A 19,803-nucleotide genomic window follows, 5' to 3' on the forward strand; every position below is an offset into this window, starting at 1 on the left:
TCGAACGTTTCCTCGGCGTCGGGAATGAACTCGCCGAGCGTCTCTTCAATCGTCTCGCGTGCCCACTGGCGCGCTTCGCCCCGCAGGTAGTCCGCCAGTTCCTCCGCGTCCTTGCCCCGCAGCGCCTCCAGGTCCGCCTGGACGCCCAGGTTCCGCCGGGCCCACTCCGCGATCGTCTCGTAACTATACGTCTCCGACAGGTACTGGTCGCAGGCCGCCTGGGCGCTCTGGGCCAGGAGGTCCCAGACGAACTCCCGCAGGTCGTCCGACTCGAGGACGTTCTGACGGCGGCCGTAGAAGATCTTCCGTTGGCGGTCCATCACCTCGTCGTATTCGAGGAGGTGCTTGCGGATGCCGAAGTTCCGCTCCTCGACCTTCTTCTGGGCGTTCTCGATGCCGCGCGTCAGCCAGCGGTGCTCGAGGGCCATCCCCTCTTCCATCCCGAGTTTTCCGAGCGCCGCCGAAACCCAATCGCGCGCGAAGATGCGCATCAGGTCGTCCTCGAGCGAGAGAAAGAATCGGCTCGAGCCCGGGTCGCCTTGGCGTCCCGAGCGCCCGCGCAACTGGTTGTCGATTCGCCGCGCCTCGTGCCGCTCCGTCCCGATGACGTGCAGGCCGCACGGCGGGTTCTCGACGCACTCCGTGCGCCCGCGCTGGGGGAACGAGGAATCCACCGCCGGCTTGAAGCAGTGGGCACAGTTGGTGCGCGGGTCGTACTCGGGGCATCCGACGCAGCACTTGAACCCGAAGTCCGACGGGATGCTTTGCTTCGCCGTATCCCAAGGCCCGTAGCACGCCGGAAAGACGACGCCGGGCCCTAGTTTGATGTCGGTCCCGCGTCCCGCCATGTTCGTCGCGATTGTGACGTTGCCCTTGGGTTTCCCGTCGCGGCCGGCGTGCTGTTGGCCGGCGACGGCGACGATTTCGGCTTCCTTCTCGTGGTGTTTCGCGTTCAGCACCTCGTGCGGAATGCCGTGCGTCCGCTCGAGCATCCGGCTCAGGAATTCGTTCTTCTCGATGCTCGTCGTGCCGACGAGCACCGGCAGCCCGCGATCATAGTAATCCTTGATTTCCTCGAGGAGGGCCTGTCCCTTTTCTGCCAGGATGTGGTTCCCCTTCGCGTCCAAGATGGGGTGCCCCTTGTCGTCCACCTTCCAAAGGCCGGTGCGGAAGACGAGGTCCGGGTGGCCGACGCGCGAGAGGGGGCGGTTCGTCGGCACCTGCACCACGTCCAGGTCGTAAATCTTGTGGAACTCCTCGGCCTCGGTCATCGCCGTCCCCGTCATGCCGGCGAGTTTGTCGTACATCCGGAAAAAGTTCTGGAGCGTGATCGTCGCCAGCGTCTGCGTCTCTTCCTTGATGCGGATCCCTTCCTTCGCCTCCACCGCCTGGTGCAGCCCTTCCGACCATTGACGCCCGGGCATCAGCCGGCCCGTGAACTCGTCCACGATGATCACGTCCTCCCCGTGCACGACGTATTCCTTGTCGAGCCGATAGAGGTAATGCGCCCGCAGCGCCTGGTCAATCAGGTGCGGCCAATCCATGTTGCCCGCGACGTAGAAACTCCCGACGCCCGCCAGTTGCTCCGCCCGACGACGTCCCTGTTCCGTCAGGGGGCACTGGTGCTCCTTCTCCTTGATCTCGAAGTCGCCGCTCTCCGGGCTGTCGGCCGTCCCCAGTTTCCCCGGCCGAAGGTGCCGCGCGATCTCGTCCGCCTTCGCGTACTTGTCCGTCGATTCGAACGCCGGGCCGGAAATAATGAGCGGCGTCCGCGCCTCGTCAACCAGCACCGAGTCGCACTCGTCCACGATGGCGTACGCCAATTCGCCCTGGACCTGTTCGGCCCGGCTGGTCTTCATGTTGTCGCGCAGGTAATCGAAGCCGAACTCGTTGTTCGTCCCGTACGTGATGTCGCACGCGTACTGGGGTTTGCGCTCGTGGCTGTCCATGCCGGCCTGGATCGCGCCGACCGAGAGGCCGAGGCGGCGGAAGATCGGCTCGTTCCACTCCCGCCCCACGCGCACCAGGTAATCGTTTGTCGAGACGATGTGCACCGGCCGGCCGGCCAGCGCGTTCAGGTACACCGCCAGCGACGCCACCAGCGTCTTCCCCTCGCCGGTGGCCATCTCCGCGATCTTGCCCTCGTGCAACACCATCGCCCCGATGAGTTGCACGTCGTACGGCCGCATGCCGTAGAGGCCGAACGTCTCGATGGGCTTGCCGGTCGAAGAGTCCAGGAGGCTCGCCTCGCCGCGCATCGCCAGGCGGATCTGCCCCTGGATCTCGGGATGATAATCCGGCGGCGCCTCCGCGTGTCCGAGCCAGACCGTCCGCTTCGCCACCTCCCGCGCGGCGGCAAACGCCTCCGGCAAAAGGGGGTCCAGGTACCCGTTGATGAGGCCGCGCAATTCCGTTCGCAGCCGCTTCTGTTCCTGCTGGTCGGTCGCCGCGGCGATCCGCTGGTTGTACGAGCGGCAGATGCGGGCGATTTCGTCGCACGGCAGGCGCGACCGCAATTCGTCCGTCTTCGCCCGAAGTGCCTCGTCCGTCAGCCGCTGGAACTCCGGCTCCAGCGCGTTGACCCGATCCACCGTCTCCCGGTAGGCGCGCAGCAACCGCTCGTTGCGCGACCCGAAGATCGCGCGCGCCACTCGCCCGAAGATTTCACCGACGATTTCCAGTGCCATTCCGTGGTCCGTCCTGCGCCGCTATGACCGCCTGAAGCGGCGATTATACACAGGCTTGAGCGAAAGCGTCAATGCGGCGCCGCGATTGGCCTCGGCCGCGCACGGCCTCCGCCCAGGCCGCTTGACCCCACCGCTTCCAGGCGTTACTGTATGCATGGATAGTTATCCCTGTCCGTTTCGCCACAGGCGGGAGGCGACGCGATGCGAAAAGCATGCGGTGCGGTCCTCGTGGCGTGGATGGCGGTTCTCCTGGCGGGCGTGGCGTCGGCCGCCGCGCCACCCGGGAAGCCGTCGGCCCTGGAACCGCCCAAGACCGCCAAGGAACTGGAGCAGGTTCTCCTCGAAAAGGCCGGCGCGGGGACCCTGACCGACGAGGTCCTTGTGCTCTTTAGGCAGTATGCCGACGCCCGCGCCCGCGAGCGGTTCGTCCCCGCCACCGTTCCGGAAGATTTTTGGACCTGGGTCGCCTCCGACAAACTCGTCCACGACGCCCTGCTCGTCGAACTTCATCCGAAGTACGAGCCCGGCATCCCCGCCGCGCTCAAGGCCCTGCGCGACAGGTTCGGAAAGGACCTCGACAGCCACAAGCATCTCGCCCTCGTCTTCGCGGTTGTCCACGGCCGCGCGCCCAAGAAAAAGGGAGGCGATGCCGCGCCCTCCTGCGAGGAATCCTTCGACTGGTACCTCAAGCACGAGCCGCAGATGAAGGTCTCCCTGAAGACGACGCCCTGGCTCCTGCTGGCGTACGTCGCGGACAACAAGGTCTCCATCGCCGAACGCCAGTGGGCGCTCGAGAACTACGGCGCCGCCCGCGCGCTCGAGAAAATCTATTACGACGTCCCCTACGATATGAGCAAGGTGGGCGGCCCGGGCAGGATTGCCGGCCATCCCTACACCCTTCCCAACATCCGGGCGTACGGCGGCGTATGTTCCGACCGGGCCTATTTCGCCGCGCACGTCCTGAAGTCCATGGGCGTGCCGAGCATGTCCGACGTCGGCGAGGGGCAGCGCGGCGGCCACGCCTGGCTCGCCTGGGTCGGACGCCAGGGACAGGGCGTCGACCTCCTCTTCTCTGGACGCTTCGACTACGACAAGTATTACCGCGGACTCGTCCAGTGCCCCGTCGAACGCAAGAGGATCCTCGACCGCGAGGTGCAACTCTTGACCGCGGCCATCGGCAGGTCCTACGACGGCCTGCTCGACGCCCGCTTCGCCTGCCACCTCTATGACATGTGCCCCGCCGACTCGCGCAAAAGCGCCGTCGGCCTCCTCGACGGCGCCATCCGCCGCAATCCCTACTGCCCGGGCATCTGGCGACGGCTCGCCGACGCCGTCGTCGCCGGCGTCCTCACCCAGGACGAGGGAGAAAAATACTTCGACCTCATGTTCAAGGCCTACGCCCAGTACCCCGATCTGACATTTGAGGTCCTCGAAAAGGTCCTCCAGCCTCGCTTTGCCGCCGGGCCCCAGACGCCCCAGAAAGAAATCACCCGCAACCTTAACCTCCTCGAAAGCGCGTTCCAGATTTACGAGAAGTGCCAGCGCCCCGACCTCTCTGTCAAACTCCGCGGGCTCCAGGGGGCCTACCTCGAGGCCGTCGGACAGAAGGACAAGGCCCTCAAACTCTACGTCCTCGCCTCCGAGCGATACGTCGCCGACCACTACGGCTTCGTGGACCTCTTCGACCGCGCCCTTGCCCTCATGGACGATGTGCCGATGCGCCTCAAGTATCTCCAGATGGTTGCCGAGAAGGTCCCCGAATACCAGAGCGACTTCAACCGTCAGGCTGGGCAGCAGAACCCCGTTTTCGTCCACGTTGTCAAGGCCTATGCCAAAGCGCTCCGCGCGGCAGGCAACGAAGCCGAAGCCGCTCGATGGGAGGGACGCATTGCCTCCGACAAGGCCAAGTAGCGCCGCCTACCGGCCTGGCGCGAAGGCGACCGTGGCTTCCTGGGTCCCGAGCGGCAGCAGAAAGTCACCGTCGCCCACCGCCTTGAGCGTCTTGCCGGCAACCTTCACCTCGGCCTTGAGCGACTTGGGCAGACGCAGGACGAACCCCTGGGCCGGCGCCGCCTTGCCCGTCAGGACGAGCGTCGCGCCGCCGTCGGTCGGTTTCCACGCGAACGAGCACGGCCCGAAGTACGTCGGCAGTCCCGCGACGGCGATGGGCTCCTTGCCCGTGAGCCACTCCTGCGGCAAGCCGCCCAGGAGGACCAGCCGGTCACCGTCCTCAAACAGGAGGGCGTCGCGCAGGAGGAGCCACATCTCGGCAATCGCCCAGCCGTGCGGCATGGCGACGGAGGGGTTCCACGTGGTGCGTGCGAAGCCCCAGCCGCCGGAGCCGCTCTTGCCGCCCTCATCAAACGCGTACCAGCCGCGCATCTGCTCGTGGTCGAGGTGCGAGGCGATGGTTGCGGCGGCGGCGTCGCGGCTCCCCGCCAGCAGGCCCTGGTGGGCCGTCGCCAGCGGGAAGTACCGCCAGCCGCCCGGCTTCTGGCCGCCCACCTTCTTGAATCGCTCGTAGGCCGGGCCCTCGGCCACCGGGTACAGCCTGCACGGCCAGAGGACGCAGTAACTGCCGTACCCTTTGCCCAGGTCGGCGGCGAACCGCGCATCGTAGGCCGCCAGGAGCGAGTCCGCCAAGGCCGAGAAGTCGCCCGCATCCTTCTCCTCGCCCATCGCCTGGGCCAGGGCCGCCGCACGCCAGAGGCCCGCGATGTCGAACGCCTCGGTGTACTCCGGGTGCGTGCCGTCGCAGCGGCCGGGCTCCAGTTTCTGCCGTTCCTCCTTGGGCAGGGCGTCGCCGAACTTGAGGCTCGTGGGGCTGACCCAGTGCGGCCCGGGCGTGGTGCGGTAATACTTGATCATGGCCGCCAGTTTCCGGACGCCCGGGTACACGCGGCGCAGCCACTCTTTGTCGCGCGCCAGCATCCAGTGCTCGCCCAGAAGCCAGAGAATCTGGCCGGGGTTGTCGGCCTCCGGGTACACGCGGCCGTTGAAGGGGTGGGCGAGGAAGTAGTCGATGGCCTTGGCCGCAAGGTCAAACTGGCCGGACTTCTGGAGGATGTTGGCCGTGTACACGCCGTCGCGGTTGAAGACGTTGTAGTTGACGACCGCCACGTCCGGCGCGCCGTCGTTCATGGCGATGGCGGCGTGGGCGACGATGGCCCGCAGCGCCTCTCCCCACCGCGGGTCGGGAACGGCGACGCTGGTCAGCCCCAGAAGGCCCTTCCAGTACGAATCGGCGTCCTCGACTAGTTGCCGCACCTGCAGTCGGCGATAGAAGTCCAACCCCGGGTCCGGCTGGAGGCTACCGCCGTCCGGCGGGTTCGGCTTTGCAAGGTCCAACTGGGCCCACTGGCTCTTGCCGTCCCACTCGTGCGCGACCGCCCGGCGCCCGGGCAGCACGGGGCAGATGAAACCTATCGACGGCGCGGCCGTGACGGTCTGGAGGTCAAAGCACAACGCACCGGAGCAGTCGCCGGTTTCCGACTTCGCCACCTTGTCCGTGGGCATCTTGCACTCCATGGCCAGGTTGCCGATGGTATCGGTCGGGAGGACGCCCGCAGCCATGGGTTTCGTCAGGGCCACGAGCGCCGGGTGGCCGTCCACCAGCAGCGCGTCGCCCTCGTCGCTGACGGCCAGTTGGCGGACCGGTCCGCCCGCAGGGCCGAGCGGGCGCAGCGCGGCGTACAGGCGGCCTCTCCCCGTGCTGACCGAGACGAACGCGGCAACGACGTGCACCTCCCCGGCAGGCGAGGCGCACCGGGAGTGCAGCAAGGCCGTCCGCCCTTCGACGTTCCCCATGCGCCACGTGATTTCAGGCAGGGGATACCCGTCGGGGCCAAGGCTGTGCCCGCACTGCGCGCCGTCCATTGTCGGGGCGCGGAGTTTCTTCGTCTCCGGGTCGTAGACCCAGAAGTAGATGCCGTACGTGGCGAAGCCGGGCGAGAAGTTGCCCTCGGCCTCGACGAACGTTTTGAGCGAGTCCAGCGTGTTCGGGATGCCGATGGGGATGTGGATTGTGCCGCGCGGGTCCAGCGGTCCGCGCGCGGCGACCGGCTCGGCCGCGAAGGCGCACAGGGGCGCGAGGCAGACGAGCACGGCGGTAATCCAGTGGCTCACGACGGCCCCTTTCCTACGTTTGAAGCCTCTAACAGAATGAACGCGGAGAACGCAGAGGAGGCAGAGATCGCAGAGAAAAGGAACAGGCACCAGTTGTTCAACAAGAAAAACCTCTCTGTGCTCTCTCCGTGATCTCCGCGTCCTCTGCGTTAAGGTCTTTCTGTTCGAGTGTCTTACTCGCTCGCGACCGTGACCGCGGCGACGTAAGCGGCCTCCCACGACCAGCCGGTCGGCTGGTTGACGATCTCGACGGTGACGGTCTTGCCGGCCAGGGGCGAGAGGTCCACGTCCTCCGTCATCCACTTGCCGCTCGCGTCGGCCGAGTTCACGGCCACGGTCTTTTTGAGGAGTTCCTTGCCGTCGGCCCGCACGATAAGGTCGAAGTCGCCGCGCGGGTCGTTCGCCACCACCAGGTGCAGGACAGTCTTCTTGCCCGCGGGCACCTCGACCTTCTTTGAGAGCACGCAGCCGGTCTCGCGGTTCAAGGGGTGCGTCATGAGGACATTCTTCCGGCCGCACCATCGCCCGACGCACTTCCTCAAATAAGAAGCGCCGGTTTCCTTACGGTTGACCGGCGCCCCGACTCGACGGCGCTCCCCGGAGGGAGCGGTGCGCATTTCTACTTTTTCTCTTGTCCTTGCCCGGCCTTGATCTTCTCCATCTCCTCCGGCGTGAACTTCGAGCCGGCGGCGGCCCCCGGCTCCCAGCACCGTTCCAGTGCCCCCGGCTTCGGCGCCTGGACTGGAATGACGAAGACCTCTTTGCCTCCGGCCTCCTTCTCGACCCGTCCGCCGGCCCGAATCACCGCCTGCCTCGCGAGTTTCTCGCACGTCGCCACGAGGCCGGGGAACGTGTAAGGCGTGTGGCTGAATTTGCCCTCGGGATTCAGCGCCGACTTGTACGCGTCGGGCAGTTTCTCGAACCCGATGGTCGTAAAAAGGATCCCCCCGGTGTTGGAAGGGTTGCAATCGGAGTCCTGCCCCGAGCGGCAGGCGATCCGGATTGACTGGTCCGGGTCGCCCTTGCCGTACAGGAGGCCCAGGATGATGTAGGCCCCGTTGAGTTTGGCGTCGATGCTAAAGGTCCCCGGGCCGCCCGGCTTGCTGCAGAGCCCGTGCGTGTACTTCGGGTCCTTGTGGTACTTGTCCTCCACGAGTTGCCACGTTTTGGTCCAGTCGTCCGGGTTCTCTTCGTGCCACTTCAGGACGTCGCGGACCATCTCGGCGTACTGGCTCTCGGCGGGAATGCACCGGAGGCCGGCCCGGACGACCTCCGCGAGGTCGGTCTCGAAGAAGGCCTCCGTGTACATGCCGCCGACGAACTGGCCGCCGTACAGGCCGTCGCCGTAGTTCATCAGGCGTCCGAACTTCTCGCCCAATTCGATCGCGACGTTCGGAAGCCCCGGCGCGATGAGGCCGCTGTAGTCCGCCTCGATCTGGTAATCGATGTCGTCGGCGTGCTTGTTGAACTGGGGATGGCCCGAATCCGGCGGCGCGATGCCGCCCCGAAGGTTGGTTCGCCCGGCGTTGTTCGCGTGCCACAGCGGATACCCCGACTTCGCAAAGTCGATGCCCGCCTGGCGCACCGAAACGTCCAGCCCGTGCTGTTCCAGCGTCCCCAGGAACGTCATCTCGACGTAGATATCATCCTGGTTGAACTGGTTGATCATGCCGGGGTTCCATTTCGGCATCCGCTCCTCGGGCATGATGGCACCCTTGAACTTGAACTCGGTCGGGCCGCCCTGGCCGACGCCGGCCATCTGCCCGATCCATCCCGCCTTCATTCGGTTCACGTACTCTTGGACGGCGAGGCGCCGCTCCGTGGGCGGCGCCGCCGCGGCTGTCCCGGCCATGACGAGGACTGCGAGGAACGATGTGACTCTGCGCATGGTAACTCCTTTCGTTTGAAATGCCTTCGGTCTGTTCTCCTGTCGCCCCATGGAACCCGCGGGCCGATCCGAAGTTCCGGCGATTCCCGCCGCCTGCCGATTCCTTTGACTTTGCCGCGCCCGTGGCCGATTCTACAGACGCCGCGAGGGGAATGCAAGGAATTGCCATGACCACCGCACTGGTGTGGGGCCTGAAGGCCGTCGGAATCGTCCTCGCGACCGGATTCTGCTTCCGGGTCGCCGCAGGGATGGTCCACGTCGAGGGCGCGACCTTCGGCCGGGCGATGCTGAGCGCCCTTTTCTCGGCGATCGTCGCCGCCGCCGTCGCCGCCATCGTCTTCATCCTGACGGTGGAGGTGGTTCCCGGCCGGCCGGACCTGGCGCCCTGGATATACTGGCTCGGCCTGGTGCTGGTGATCACCGTCTCGGTCGCCGTGCTCCGAAATGGGTTCAGCATAACGTTCGGGAAGGCGGCGGCGGTGTGGTGTGCGGCGATGGGCCTGGCCGCCCTGCTCGCGGTGCTTCTCGTGCCGGCATGGCCCTCCTTGGCCGAGTGGCTCGAGCGCCTCGTCCCGACGGCCGTCTAGCGCCGCTTTCGCGCGAGCCTCCATCCCGCCTTCCAGACCTCATAAGCCGCTACCGGCACGAGCGACAGGGCGAGCACCGTCGCCCACTGGCCCCCGTCCAGCGTGCACGTCCCAAAGAGCGCCTGGAGCGGGCCCATGACGACCGCCGCCAGGACGATCGCGGCCGAGAGGATACACGCCCCCGCCAGGTAGAGGTTCGTGCGCGGGTCGAGGCGCCAGATGTTTTGGGTTTCGGATCGGGCGCTCCAGGCCCGCGCCAGTTCTGCCAGCGCCAGGGTCACGAACGCCATGGTCCGCCCCGCGGCCGCGTCGCCCGAGCGCATCCCCAGCCAGAACGCGAGGATGACCGCCAGGGCGATGAAGAGGGCGTTAAAGCCGATCATCGCACACAAATGCCGCGTCAGGATGCCTTCCTTCGGCGGACGTGGCCGACGGCGCATGATGTCCGGCCCCGGCGCGTCCATTCCCAGGGCCATGGCCGGCAGTCCGTCCGTCACGAGGTTGATGAGGAGTATCTGCACAGGAACCAGCGGCACGCCCAGGCCGACGGCCACGGGAACCAGAATCGCGAGCAGTTCTCCCAGATTGCAGGCGAGCAGGTAGGTGACGAACTTGCGGATGTTGTCGAAGATGACGCGTCCCTCGCGGATCGCCTCGACGATGGTGGCGAAGTTGTCGTCCATCAGCACCAGGTCGGCGGCCCCCTTGGCGACGTCGGTCCCCGTAACGCCCATGGCGACGCCGATGTCGGCTCTTTGAAGGGCGGGGGCGTCGTTCACGCCGTCGCCCGTCATCGCCACGATCTCGCCGCTGGACTGCAGCGCTTCGACGATCCGGAGTTTCTGCTCGGGCCAGACGCGGGCGAAGACGCGAGTCCGCCCGATGTGCTCGCGCAGTTGGTCGGGGCTCCAGGCCTCGAGGTCGCGTCCGGTGATGCATTCGTCGCCGGGTTCAAGGAGTCCGAGTTCGGCGGCGATGGCCTTGGCCGTCGGCAGGGCGTCGCCCGTGATCATGATCGTTCGGATGCCGGCGCCGGTCGCTTGGTCGAGCGCCTCGCGCACCTCCGGTCGCGGCGGGTCGCGCATCGCCACGAGCCCTGCCAGCACAAGGTCTATCTCGTCCTCGGCTGAGGCCGTCTCGGCGCCGGCGGCGTCTTTCCAGGCGAAGGCGAGGACGCGCAGCGCCCGGCCCGCCATGTCGTCCAGGCGCCGGCGGATGCGGTTCTTGTCGGCGTCGCCGAGCGGTTGGGGTCGGCCGCCGGAGTCGAAGAAGGCGCATCGCTCCAAGAGGACGTCGGGCGCGCCCTTGACGAGCAAGCGGCGCCCCTCGTCAAGGTCGTGGAGCGTGGCCATGCGCTTGCGGTCCGAGTCGAACGGCGCCTCGGCCAGGCGGCGATGGGCGCGCCGCAGGTCCGACGCACAGACGCCCGATCCTCGCGCGAAGTCCAGGAGCGCCAGTTCCGTCGGGTCGCCGACACGGCCGGTTTCGTCGGCGCCCGCCTCGGCGTCGTTGCAGAGGACGGCGATCTGGAGTATCCGCCGGCGGACGGCGGCGTCCGGGGCGCCCTCGGGCCCGACGAGTTCCGGCGCCAGGACGACGTCGGCCACGCTCATCCGGCTCTCGGTTAGCGTGCCGGTCTTGTCCGTGCAGATGGTCGTTGTGCAGCCGAGCGTCTCGACGGCGTGGAGTCTCCGGACGATGGCGTGGTGGCGGCTCATGCGGTGGACGCCGACGGCGAGCGCGACCGTGATGATGGCCGGCAAACCTTCTGGGATGGCGGCGACGGCGAGGCTCACAGCCGTCATGAAAATCCCCAGCGGCGGCTCGCCGCGGGCCAGGCCCAGGCCGAAGATGGCTGCGCAGATGGCCAGTGTCGCCAGGCCCAGTCCTTTGCCGAACCCGGCGAGTTTCTGCTGGAGCGGCGTGCTCGTTCTCTTCTCGGTCTCCAGCAATTGGGCGATCCGGCCGATCTCGCGCTCGGCGCCCGTGGCCACGGCCAAGCCTGCCCCGCGGCCGTAAACGGCGACCGTGCCGGCGTACGCCATGTTCCGGCGCTCGGCGAGCGGCACGTCGTGGTCCATCGGCTCGGCGGTCTTTTCGACCGGCGCGGATTCGCCTGTCAGGCTGGCCTCGTCCGTCCGCAGGTGATGGGTTTCCACGAGCCGCAGGTCCGCCGGCACATGGCTCCCTTCGCGCAGGACCACCAGGTCGCCGGGGACGACCGCCTGGCTGCTGATGCGGAGGCTGTGCCCGTCGCGCACGACCTCGCACTCGGGCACCGAGAGTTGCTTCAGGGCTTCCAGGGCGCGGCTCGCCTTGTACTCCTGGGCGACGCCCAGGGCGGCGTTCATCACCAGGATCGCCAGAATGACGTATGCGTCGGTCATCTCGCCGAGGGCGAAGGAAACGGCCGCCGCCGCGATCAAAATCCAAATGAGAAAGTCCCGGAACTGATCGAGGAACATGTGGAGGACGGTCCGGCGGCGACCCTCGGGGAGGACGTTCCGGCCGTGGCGCGCGAGCCTCGCCTCGGCCTCGGCGTGCGAAAGGCCGGCGGCGAGGTCCGTGCCGAGGGCCTCGGCCATCTCGCCGGCGCTCGTCGCATGCCAGGATCGCGGCGTGTCTGCCAAGAAGCGCTCCCTTCTCTGGGGCCGGTTCCTTTTACGCTTCGGGACAGCGGGATGCAACAAGAACCGGAGGCCGAGGTGGTTAAGGCCGGCTGGCTTGCGGGTTTCAGGCCGGCGGCGCGTCGGGGGCGGGGTCGCTCCCAACGGCCTCTCCGATTGCCTCGGACGGTGCCGCGGCTCGGGCGCGCGGCGTGCGATAGTCCTCCGGCCGAGGCTCCGGCACGGTCTGGACGAGGCGGTCAACGATCTTCTCGGGGGTGATGCCTTCGGCGTCGGCGTTGAAGTTCGTGAACAGCCGGTGCCGAAGCACAGGGTGCGCCACCTTCCGCACGTCGTCGCAAGTCACGTTCACCCGGCCGGAGAAGATCGCCCGCGCCTTCGCACCCAGAATCATGTACTGCGCCGCCCGCGGCCCGGCGCCCCACGTCAGCCATTCGTTGATGAACGACGGCGCGTCCGCCGTCCGCGGCCGCGTGGCGCGGGCAAGGCTCACCGCGTAGTCCACGACGTGGTCCGACACGGGCACGCGCCGGACGATCCGCTGAACGTTCAGAATGTCTTTTCCCCCCAGGACGAGCCTCAGGTCGTAACTCTCCTCCGCCGTCGTTGCCTTCACGATCGTCTGCTCGTCCTCGCGCGTCGGGTAGTCGACGTTCACCATGAACATGAACCGGTCCAGTTGCGCCTCGGGCAGCGGATAGGTCCCTTCCTGCTCGATCGGGTTCTGCGTCGCCAGGACGAAGAACGGAAGGTCCAGCGGGTAGGTGTTCCCCCCGGTCGTCACGTGATACTCCTGCATCGCCTGCAACAGGGCCGACTGGGTTTTCGGCGGCGTCCGGTTGATCTCGTCGGCCAGCACCATGTTCGCGAACACCGGGCCCTTGATGAACCGGAACTCCCGCCCCCCCGTCGTACGATTCTCCTCGATGACGTCCGTCCCCGTGATGTCCGACGGCATGAGGTCCGGCGTGAATTGGATCCGGCTGAACTTCAGTTTCAGCACCTTCGCGATCGTCGACACCAGGAGCGTCTTGGCGAGCCCCGGCACGCCGACCATCAGGCAGTGGCCGCGCGAAAACATCGCCAGCAGCAACTGCTCGATCACCTCGTCCTGGCCCACGATCACCTTGTGGATTTCGCCGAGCAGCAGGCTCCGCGCCTCGCCCAGTTGGCGGACCAGTTTCACTTCCTCCGCGCTGCGGCCGGGTTGTTCAGCCAAGAAAGCCCTCCTTTCGCATTCCCGTTCGGCGGCGGACCCCCGTCGTCCCGCGGTCAGTGCGTCATCGCGTACACCAGGATGTTGATCCCCAGGCGCAGGGCGTCGTCGGTCCGGTATTCCCGCGCGTACGGATTCGGCGCCCCCGACCACCCGTTCACGAACCCGTACGGGCTGTAGACCACCCGCAACTGGTTTTCCAGGCTGATGCCTTCGAGCGTCGGCTCCCGCAGGCCCGGATGCTCGTGCAGCACCAGCGGCGTATAGATCACCTCCTGGATCGGATAGACCGCGCGGTAGACCGGGTGATCGAGGGGGAGTCGCTCGAGGGGGTGGTCCGGCAGGACGCGCCGGATCTCGCGCCGGAACGCGTCGTCGAAGCCTTTGCGGCCGCAACACGCGTTGGCCACCAGCACGCCCCCCGCCGCCAGGTACCGCTGCAGGTTCTGCACTTCCTCGTCCGCGAGTTTGAAGTCCTTGTGGCCCGTCATGTAGAGGATCGGGTGCGCGAAGGCATCGATGCTCCTCAGGTCCACGTTCTCACGCTTGAACTGCACTTCCACCGTCGTATTTTGCGCCAGGTGCTTCAAGAGCGCCGCCAGCGCCGACGGCTGCGTGTCCCAGTCGCCGTCGTGAATGACCTGGGCGATGACGAGTTGGTCCCGCGTCGGCTCGCCCGTCTGGTGATACACCCGCTCCGTCGAGAGGAACCGCCCCAGTTCGTACGTCGCCAGGGCGTAAGTGAGGATGTTCGCGCCCAGCATGCGCGCGTCCTTCGGCAACACGCGCTGGCCGTGCTCGTGGATGTGCCCGTCCCACCCGCACGAGCAGTCGTACCCGCCCGTGTAGATGACGGCCGCCCGGCATCCGATGTGGACGGCCTCCAGCGGCGGCGCGGCATTCCATTCCTTCCCCTCCCGCGAGTACCGCACCGACCCGATGTTGTAGAACGAGGAATACAGCGGATGGTCCGCCGGCAGCGGCTCCAGGGGGCGCTGGTTCCCGAACAGTTTCGCCACGAACGCGCGGAACGCCTTGTCGAACTCCGGCGCCCCGCAGCACGCGTCGCCGAGGATCATCCCGCCGTCGACGCAGAATTGCCTCAGCCTCGGCAGGAGTTCGTCCGGCACCGTGAACGCGTCGTGGCCCGTGAAGTACAAGATCGGCAGTTCCGTCGGATTGCACGAGAACTCCGGCAGGTCCGTGTCCACCGCACGGTACTGGATGTTCAACTGCCGGTTCGTCCACTCCAGAAGGTTCCCGATGTCGTTCGGGTCGGTCATCCAGTCGCGGAAACTCGTCCGCTGGCCGTTCTCCGTCACCCACTTGACGTCCCCCAGGATCGCCTTCCCCACCAGGGCCGGCGGGCTCGGCTGGCGTTTCTTCTCGGTCCGGCGAAGCGGCGTCGCGGGCAGCGGCAGCGGCGGAAAACTCTCCGCCGCCGTCCGACGCTGCGGGGCCGCCGGCGGCGGCGGACCGCACGTCCGAGGCTGCGCCGACGCCTCCGCCGCCAGCGCCGCCGCCAGACCCGCCACCAGCATCGCCAGCAGACCTCGCGCGACCCGATTCGTTTCGACCTTCGAGCGTGACATGGCTTTCCCTCGTTCCGGCGCCGTCAAGGCAACGGGCTAGCACCCGCGCCACAGCGGGGTTAGAAAACGGCCTTTGCCGTCTCTTTAATCGGCAACACTATAGCAGGGTGCCGACCCAAATCCGCGCCGGCCCGCCGGGCTCCTCTAAATTATACTCCCGGCCCGGTGCGGAAATTGCAAGAAAACGCCGCTTCTCCCCTTCCCACCCCTTCCCGCCTCGGAATTGACAGACCCGCCTCGCGGAGTAAAATGGCGGGCACGCGCCCGTAGCTCAATTGGATAGAGCATCGGACTTCGGATCCGAGGGTTGGGGGTTCGACTCCCTCCGGGCGCGCCAACCCCGACCTCGAACCGCAGCCCAGAGGGCCCCTTTCATACATGGGGAGACCGCCGAGAACGCCCGCCTTCCCGGGAACGGGTCCATCCTGGCCAAATAATCCTTTGGACGTTGAACGTTGAGCGTTGGCTGTTGAACGTTCGTCGTTTTGCCCCTTTCCGGTTTCCGGGTTTGCCGCGGCATAGTCCCGATTCATCGGGACGACGGCGGGTCCGGGTTCCGCGTTGCCTCTCCCGGCGGTTTCCGCTTGACCCCCCGGCCGGGGCGGATTAACCTATGGCCTTCCTGCTGCCCGTCCGCCGGCCTAGCGAAAACGAGGGATTGAGGGCAGATGGCCTATAACATCGTGGTTCTCATCAAGCAGGTGCCGGACACCAAACGCATCACCGGCGAGGCGATGCGCGACGACGGGACCGTCAACCGCAGCGCCCTGCCGGCCATTTTCAACCCGGAAGACCTCCATGCCCTCGAAGCCGCCCTGGAACTCAAAGAAAGGTACGGCGGCCGGGTGACGGTCGTCACGATGGGTCCGCCCCAGGCCTGCGAGGTCCTGCGGGAAAGCCTGGAGCGGGGCGCCGACGACGTGGTGCTGATTACCGACCGCCGCGCGGCCGCCAGCGACACCCTGGCCACCAGTTATATCCTTTCCTGTGCCGTGCGCAAACTGAATGAGCCCCGGCGCGCCGGGGTGAACCTGGTGGTCTGCGGTCGTCAGGCGATCGATGGCGACACGGCCCAGGTGCCGCCCCAGACGGCGGAGAAACTCGGCTGGCCCCAGGTGACCTACGTCGAATGCGTGGAGGAAGTGGCCGGAGGCCGCCTTCGCGCCCGCCGCAATACGGGCGAGGGCACGGAGCGCATCGAATGTCCGCTGCCATGTCTCCTCACGGTAACCGACCAGGCGCCCGCGGCGCGTCCGCCGTCGGCCAAGCGCGTGATGGCGGTCAAGAAAGCCCGGTCGCGCGCGGAGATCGAGCGCGAGACGCCCGACCCCGCCCAGGCCCAGGCGCGGGCCGAGGCGCTCCAGGCCCGCGGTCTCCTGATTACCCAGTGGGACCTCCAGGACATCGGGGCCGATCTGGCATGGTGCGGGCGCGACGGCAGCCCCACGAAGGTTAAACGCATTCAGTCGGTCGTCCTGAAGGGCAGCGGCTTCAAGAAGGTCGAGCCGACCGAAGAGGCAATAGCGACAATGGTCCACGAACTGATTGAAGACCATACGATCGGGTGAAGCCATTGCGGATTTCGGCCCGAAGGGCTCCAACGAAGGAACAGGGAGATTGCGGATTGCGGATTGGGGTGCGAGCGGAGACGTTTAGCCGCGACCCGACCTGTCCGCCGGAGCCCGCAGGGCGAAGGCGGAAGGGGAGCGCCGTACCAGTGCCTTGGGGAGTGCGCAACGCATGATTGACGTAAACCGCGAGGGTGACGTGTGGGTCGTCGCGGAACAGAACGACGGCCAACTGCACGACGTCGGCCTGGAACTTCTGTCGAAGGGCCGGGAGTTGGCCGAGACGCTGGGCGTTCGCCTGACGGCGGTCGTGATGGGGGCCGACGTGGCCCGCCACGCCGAACGCCTCATCCATCACGGCGCCGACCGCGTCGTGGCGGCCGAGGACGCTCTCCTGGCGCACTACCAGACCAATCCGTACGCGAAGGTTCTCTGCCGCCTCATCGAGGAGCACAAGCCGCAGATCGTCATCTACGGCGCAACGCCCCTTGGCCGCGACCTCGCGCCGCGCGTGGCCAGCGCCCTTCGTGCCGGCCTGACGGCCGACTGCACGGACCTGGACATCGGCGACCACGTCGAGCCGGGCACCAAGGAGAAGTACGACCGGTTGCTCTTGCAGATCCGTCCCGCGTTCGGGGGCAACATCATTGCGACGATCGTGAACCCCGAGCGCTGGCCGCAGATGGCCACGGTCCGCGAAGGCGTGATGCGCCTGCCCGACGCCGACCCGTCGCGCCGCGGTGAGATCATCCGCTTTAGGCCGGGCCTTTCGGCCGAGGACCTGCCCTTGAAGATCCTCGATCATACGAAAGCCGAACGAAAGGTGAACCTGAAAGCGGCCCGGGTCATCGTCGCGGGCGGGGCGGGGGTAGGCAGCAAGGAGAACTTCCGGCTGATCTGGGACCTGGCGAATTCGCTCGGCGCCGCCGCCGGCGCCAGCCGCGCCGCCGTCGACAACGGCTGGATCGACAAGGACCACCAAGTGGGCCAGACGGGGACGACGGTCCGGCCGGCCTTGTACATAGCGGTCGGCATCAGCGGTGCGGTCCAGCACCGGGCGGGGATGAGCGAGGCCCAGAAGATCGTGGCCATCAACGCCGACCCGCACGCTCCGATATTCCAAGTGGCCCACTACGGCATCGTGGGCGACCTGAATCGCGTGATTCCGATGATGATCTACGCCATTAAGAAGCGGGTGTGATCGTGGCGAACTTTTTTTCGGACAATTCCGACATTCAGTTTCACTTGGGCCGGCTGAAACTCGAGCCGCTCGTTCGCATGCGCGAGCGCGATTTTGCGGAGGCCGCCGAGTGCGACTACGCGCCCGAAACGGTCGAGGACGCCGTAGACAATTATCGGCGGGTGCTGGCGCTGGTGGGCGAGATCGCGGGCGACGTGGTGGCGCCCGAGTCGCCGGAGATCGACCGCGCGGGGTCGCACCTCTGCTCGGAAGAGGCGTGCGTGCGGTATGCGCCCGGCATCGAGAAGGCGCTGAAGGCGTTGGCGCAGGCGGACCTGATGGGGTTCACGCTGCCGAGGCGGTTCGGTGGCCTCAACTGTCCGGGCATCATCTATACGATCGGCACCGAGATGATCAGCCGCGCCGACGCCAGCCTCATGAATATCTTCGGCCTCCAGGGCATCGCGGAGACGATCAACGCCTTCGCGTCCGAAGACCAGAAGCAGCGGACGCTCCCGCGCTTCAGCGCCGGCACGGTGACCGGCGCGATGGTCCTGACGGAACCGGACGCGGGCAGCGACCTTCAGAACGTCCAGTTGCAGGCCTACGAGGACGGGACGGGCCAGTGGCGCTTGAAGGGCGTCAAGCGGTTCATCACGAACGGCTGCGGGGAGATCCTGCTGGTGCTTGCGCGGAGCGAGCCGGACGAGGCGGGCGGCATGGGCCTGAGTCTGTTCCTCTGCGAACGGAACCCGGCAATCCGCATCCGGCGGACCGAAGACAAAATGGGCATCCACGGGTCGCCGACGTGCGAGATGCAGTTTAACGACGCCCCCGCGGAACTGGTGGGCGAGCGGCGTCGCGGCCTGGTGACGTACGTCATGGCCCTGATGAACGGGGCGCGGATCGGGATCGCGGCCCAGAGCCTGGGCATCGCGGAGGCGGCGTTCCGGGTGGCCCGGAACTACGCGGCGACGCGCGTCCAGTTCGGCCGGCCCATCGAGCGGATGCCGGCCGTCGCCGACCTCCTGGCCGAAATGAAACTCGCCATCGAATCCGGCCGCGCGCTGCTATACGAGGCGACGCTGGCGGCCGACTATGAGTATGGCCTCGAAGAGGCCATGGCGCGGTGCGAGGACCCCCAGCGGCGCCAGGAGATGAACAAGGAACAGAAGAAGTACAAGCGTCTGGCGGCGCTCCTGACGCCGATGGCGAAGTATTGGCTCAGCGAAATGTGCAACCGCGTGGCGTACGAGGCCATCAGCGTGCTCGGCGGATCGGGCTACATGCGCGACTACCCGCTGGAGCAACTGTATCGCGACGCGCGGATCACGTCGATCTACGAAGGGACGAGCCAGTTGCAGGTTCTGGCGACGGTGCGTGGCGTGACGAGCGGGACGGCGGAGAAGCGCTTCGCTGAGATGGACGCGTCCCCGCCGCCGAGGGGCTTCAAGGGCCTCGCCGACCGCCTTCGCCGAATGCGCGTGAATCTCGATAAGGCCGTTACGCAACTGAAGAGCGAGCGGGGGGCGGACTACCTCGACCTCTGGGCCCGGCCGCTTGTCGATGTGGCGACGGACCTGTATCTGGCGTACCTGTGGCTCGGCATGGCGCGCGACTCCAAGACGAAGGCTGTCAGCGCCAGGCGGTTCATCAGCCGCGCCGTCGTCCGGTGCGAGCAGATGCTCCGCCTGATTAGCAGCGGCGATCGCTCGACGCTCGACCATTTCGACGTCCTGGTCGGGCCGACCTTCGCCGAAGAGTGAGCCGGCGAGGCGAAGGGGTTTGCCCGCCGTGGCCGCCGTTAAACTAGGAGAATGCAATGGCGCGGTGGCATCGTGACCCGAAGGTCTGGCGTCGCGTGATGTTTCTGATCGCGATGGTCGATGTTCTGGCCATCGCGGGCAACTTTTTTTTCATCTTCAGACACTATTTCTGGTGGACGTGTCTGAAGATCGTCACCTCGTTGTACGAAACCGCCGTACCGTTGGTCGCGCCCTATGTTCTGACGGGCCTGATTTTCGTGGTTTTCATCTATCAGGCATGGGCGTATTCCGGTGGTCGGGTGTGGGCCCGCCGGGCCTTCGTCCTCGAGAACATCTTTCTGATTGTGGCAGGCCTGCTCTGGTTCCTGGTGAATCTGGGGAACCCGGCTCAAACGCTGACTGTCCCGCTCGTCCACGGGCTGCTGGTTCCCATGATCACGTTGTTCCCGCTGCTGTGGCCCCTTTGGGCCCTTCGGCCCATGAAGCCGCCGGAGGCCGGGTGATCGGAGGAGGGCTGGGAACACCGGTGGTTTATTAATGAAAGCCTTCGGGCGGGCCGGTAGAATG

The 19,803-nt window shown here is 66.8% G+C and carries 12 protein-coding genes, 1 tRNA gene and 3 pseudogenes; 9 read left to right on the forward strand and 7 right to left on the reverse strand.

Features of this window, described 5'->3' with window-relative positions:
• Positions 1-8 precede the first annotated feature (8 nt).
• Positions 9-2,687: pseudogene (gene secA, locus NTX40_10020) on the reverse strand (preprotein translocase subunit SecA).
• A 201-nt stretch (positions 2,688-2,888) separates the two neighbouring features.
• Between secA and NTX40_10025 the strand changes: the two are divergent.
• Positions 2,889-4,598: a hypothetical protein gene (locus NTX40_10025; protein ID MCX5649411.1), complete on the forward strand. Its 1,710-nt coding sequence runs from the start codon at positions 2,889-2,891 to the stop codon at positions 4,596-4,598.
• Positions 4,599-4,604: 6 nt separating this feature from the next.
• Here the strand turns inward: NTX40_10025 and NTX40_10030 are convergent, their stop codons facing one another.
• From NTX40_10030 to NTX40_10040, 3 genes are all read right to left on the reverse strand, one after another.
• Positions 4,605-6,812: a hypothetical protein gene (locus tag NTX40_10030; protein MCX5649412.1), complete on the reverse strand. Its 2,208-nt coding sequence runs from the start codon at positions 6,810-6,812 to the stop codon at positions 4,605-4,607.
• Positions 6,813-6,985: 173 nt separating this feature from the next.
• Positions 6,986-7,309, reverse strand: coding sequence for a hypothetical protein (locus NTX40_10035; protein MCX5649413.1), 324 nt, complete (start codon positions 7,307-7,309; stop codon positions 6,986-6,988).
• Between the two features lie 122 nt (positions 7,310-7,431).
• Positions 7,432-8,700 (reverse strand): ADP-ribosylglycohydrolase family protein, encoded by a 1,269-nt coding sequence (locus NTX40_10040; protein ID MCX5649414.1) that lies wholly within the window; start codon positions 8,698-8,700, stop codon positions 7,432-7,434.
• 167 nt (positions 8,701-8,867) lie between these two features.
• Between NTX40_10040 and NTX40_10045 the strand changes: the two genes are divergently transcribed.
• On the forward strand, positions 8,868-9,287 hold the full coding sequence (locus NTX40_10045) for a hypothetical protein (GenBank protein MCX5649415.1): 420 nt from the start codon (positions 8,868-8,870) through the stop codon (positions 9,285-9,287).
• Here the strand turns inward: NTX40_10045 and NTX40_10050 are convergent.
• The 3 genes from NTX40_10050 to NTX40_10060 form a co-directional block, all read right to left on the reverse strand.
• Complete coding sequence (locus NTX40_10050) at positions 9,284-11,917, reverse strand: cation-translocating P-type ATPase (GenBank protein MCX5649416.1); 2,634 nt, start codon at positions 11,915-11,917, stop codon at positions 9,284-9,286. The two genes, NTX40_10045 and NTX40_10050, sit on opposite strands and share 4 nt — an antisense overlap.
• A gap of 103 nt (positions 11,918-12,020) precedes the next feature.
• A complete protein-coding gene (locus tag NTX40_10055) occupies positions 12,021-13,133 on the reverse strand; it encodes a MoxR family ATPase (protein ID MCX5649417.1) in 1,113 nt (370 codons plus the stop codon).
• A 53-nt stretch (positions 13,134-13,186) separates the two neighbouring features.
• Positions 13,187-14,722, reverse strand: a complete 1,536-nt coding sequence (locus tag NTX40_10060; protein MCX5649418.1) for a DUF4159 domain-containing protein — start codon at positions 14,720-14,722, stop codon at positions 13,187-13,189.
• Positions 14,723-14,982: 260 nt separating this feature from the next.
• Here NTX40_10060 and NTX40_10065 point away from each other — a divergent pair.
• From NTX40_10065 to NTX40_10095, 7 genes and pseudogenes are all read left to right on the forward strand, one after another.
• Positions 14,983-15,059: transfer RNA gene (locus tag NTX40_10065), tRNA-Arg, on the forward strand.
• Positions 15,060-15,390: 331 nt separating this feature from the next.
• Positions 15,391-16,290, forward strand: coding sequence for an electron transfer flavoprotein subunit beta/FixA family protein (locus NTX40_10070; protein MCX5649419.1), 900 nt, complete (start codon positions 15,391-15,393; stop codon positions 16,288-16,290).
• A gap of 172 nt (positions 16,291-16,462) precedes the next feature.
• The gene (locus NTX40_10075) at positions 16,463-17,491 is read left to right on the forward strand and encodes an electron transfer flavoprotein subunit alpha/FixB family protein (protein ID MCX5649420.1); all 1,029 of its coding nucleotides are present in this window, start codon (positions 16,463-16,465) and stop codon (positions 17,489-17,491) included.
• Between the two features lie 77 nt (positions 17,492-17,568).
• A pseudogene (locus tag NTX40_10080) lies at positions 17,569-18,288 on the forward strand (acyl-CoA dehydrogenase family protein).
• A gap of 63 nt (positions 18,289-18,351) precedes the next feature.
• Positions 18,352-18,840, forward strand: a pseudogene (locus tag NTX40_10085) (acyl-CoA dehydrogenase family protein).
• A 15-nt stretch (positions 18,841-18,855) separates the two neighbouring features.
• Positions 18,856-19,236, forward strand: coding sequence for a hypothetical protein (locus NTX40_10090; GenBank protein MCX5649421.1), 381 nt, complete (start codon positions 18,856-18,858; stop codon positions 19,234-19,236).
• 56 nt (positions 19,237-19,292) lie between these two features.
• Entirely contained in the window at positions 19,293-19,739 is a 447-nt protein-coding gene (locus tag NTX40_10095) for a hypothetical protein (GenBank protein ID MCX5649422.1), read from the forward strand.
• The last annotated feature ends 64 nt before the right edge of the window (positions 19,740-19,803 follow it).

This window comes from Planctomycetota bacterium, from assembly GCA_026387035.1.
Classification (GTDB): Bacteria; Planctomycetota; Phycisphaerae; order FEN-1346; family FEN-1346; genus JAPLMM01.

Excerpts from the sequence above, each read along its gene's own strand:
- NTX40_10045 (MCX5649415.1), top strand. The coding sequence starts at position 8,868 with ATGACCACCGCACTGGTGTGGGGCCTGAAGGCCGTCGGAATCGTCCTC.
- NTX40_10040 (MCX5649414.1), bottom strand. The coding sequence starts at position 8,700 with ATGCGCAGAGTCACATCGTTCCTCGCAGTCCTCGTCATGGCCGGGACA.
- NTX40_10025 (MCX5649411.1), top strand. The coding sequence starts at position 2,889 with ATGCGAAAAGCATGCGGTGCGGTCCTCGTGGCGTGGATGGCGGTTCTC.
- NTX40_10035 (MCX5649413.1), bottom strand. The coding sequence starts at position 7,309 with ATGACGCACCCCTTGAACCGCGAGACCGGCTGCGTGCTCTCAAAGAAG.
- NTX40_10060 (MCX5649418.1), bottom strand. The coding sequence starts at position 14,722 with ATGTCACGCTCGAAGGTCGAAACGAATCGGGTCGCGCGAGGTCTGCTG.
- NTX40_10095 (MCX5649422.1), top strand. The coding sequence starts at position 19,293 with ATGGCGCGGTGGCATCGTGACCCGAAGGTCTGGCGTCGCGTGATGTTT.
- NTX40_10075 (MCX5649420.1), top strand. The coding sequence starts at position 16,463 with ATGATTGACGTAAACCGCGAGGGTGACGTGTGGGTCGTCGCGGAACAG.
- NTX40_10070 (MCX5649419.1), top strand. The coding sequence starts at position 15,391 with ATGGCCTATAACATCGTGGTTCTCATCAAGCAGGTGCCGGACACCAAA.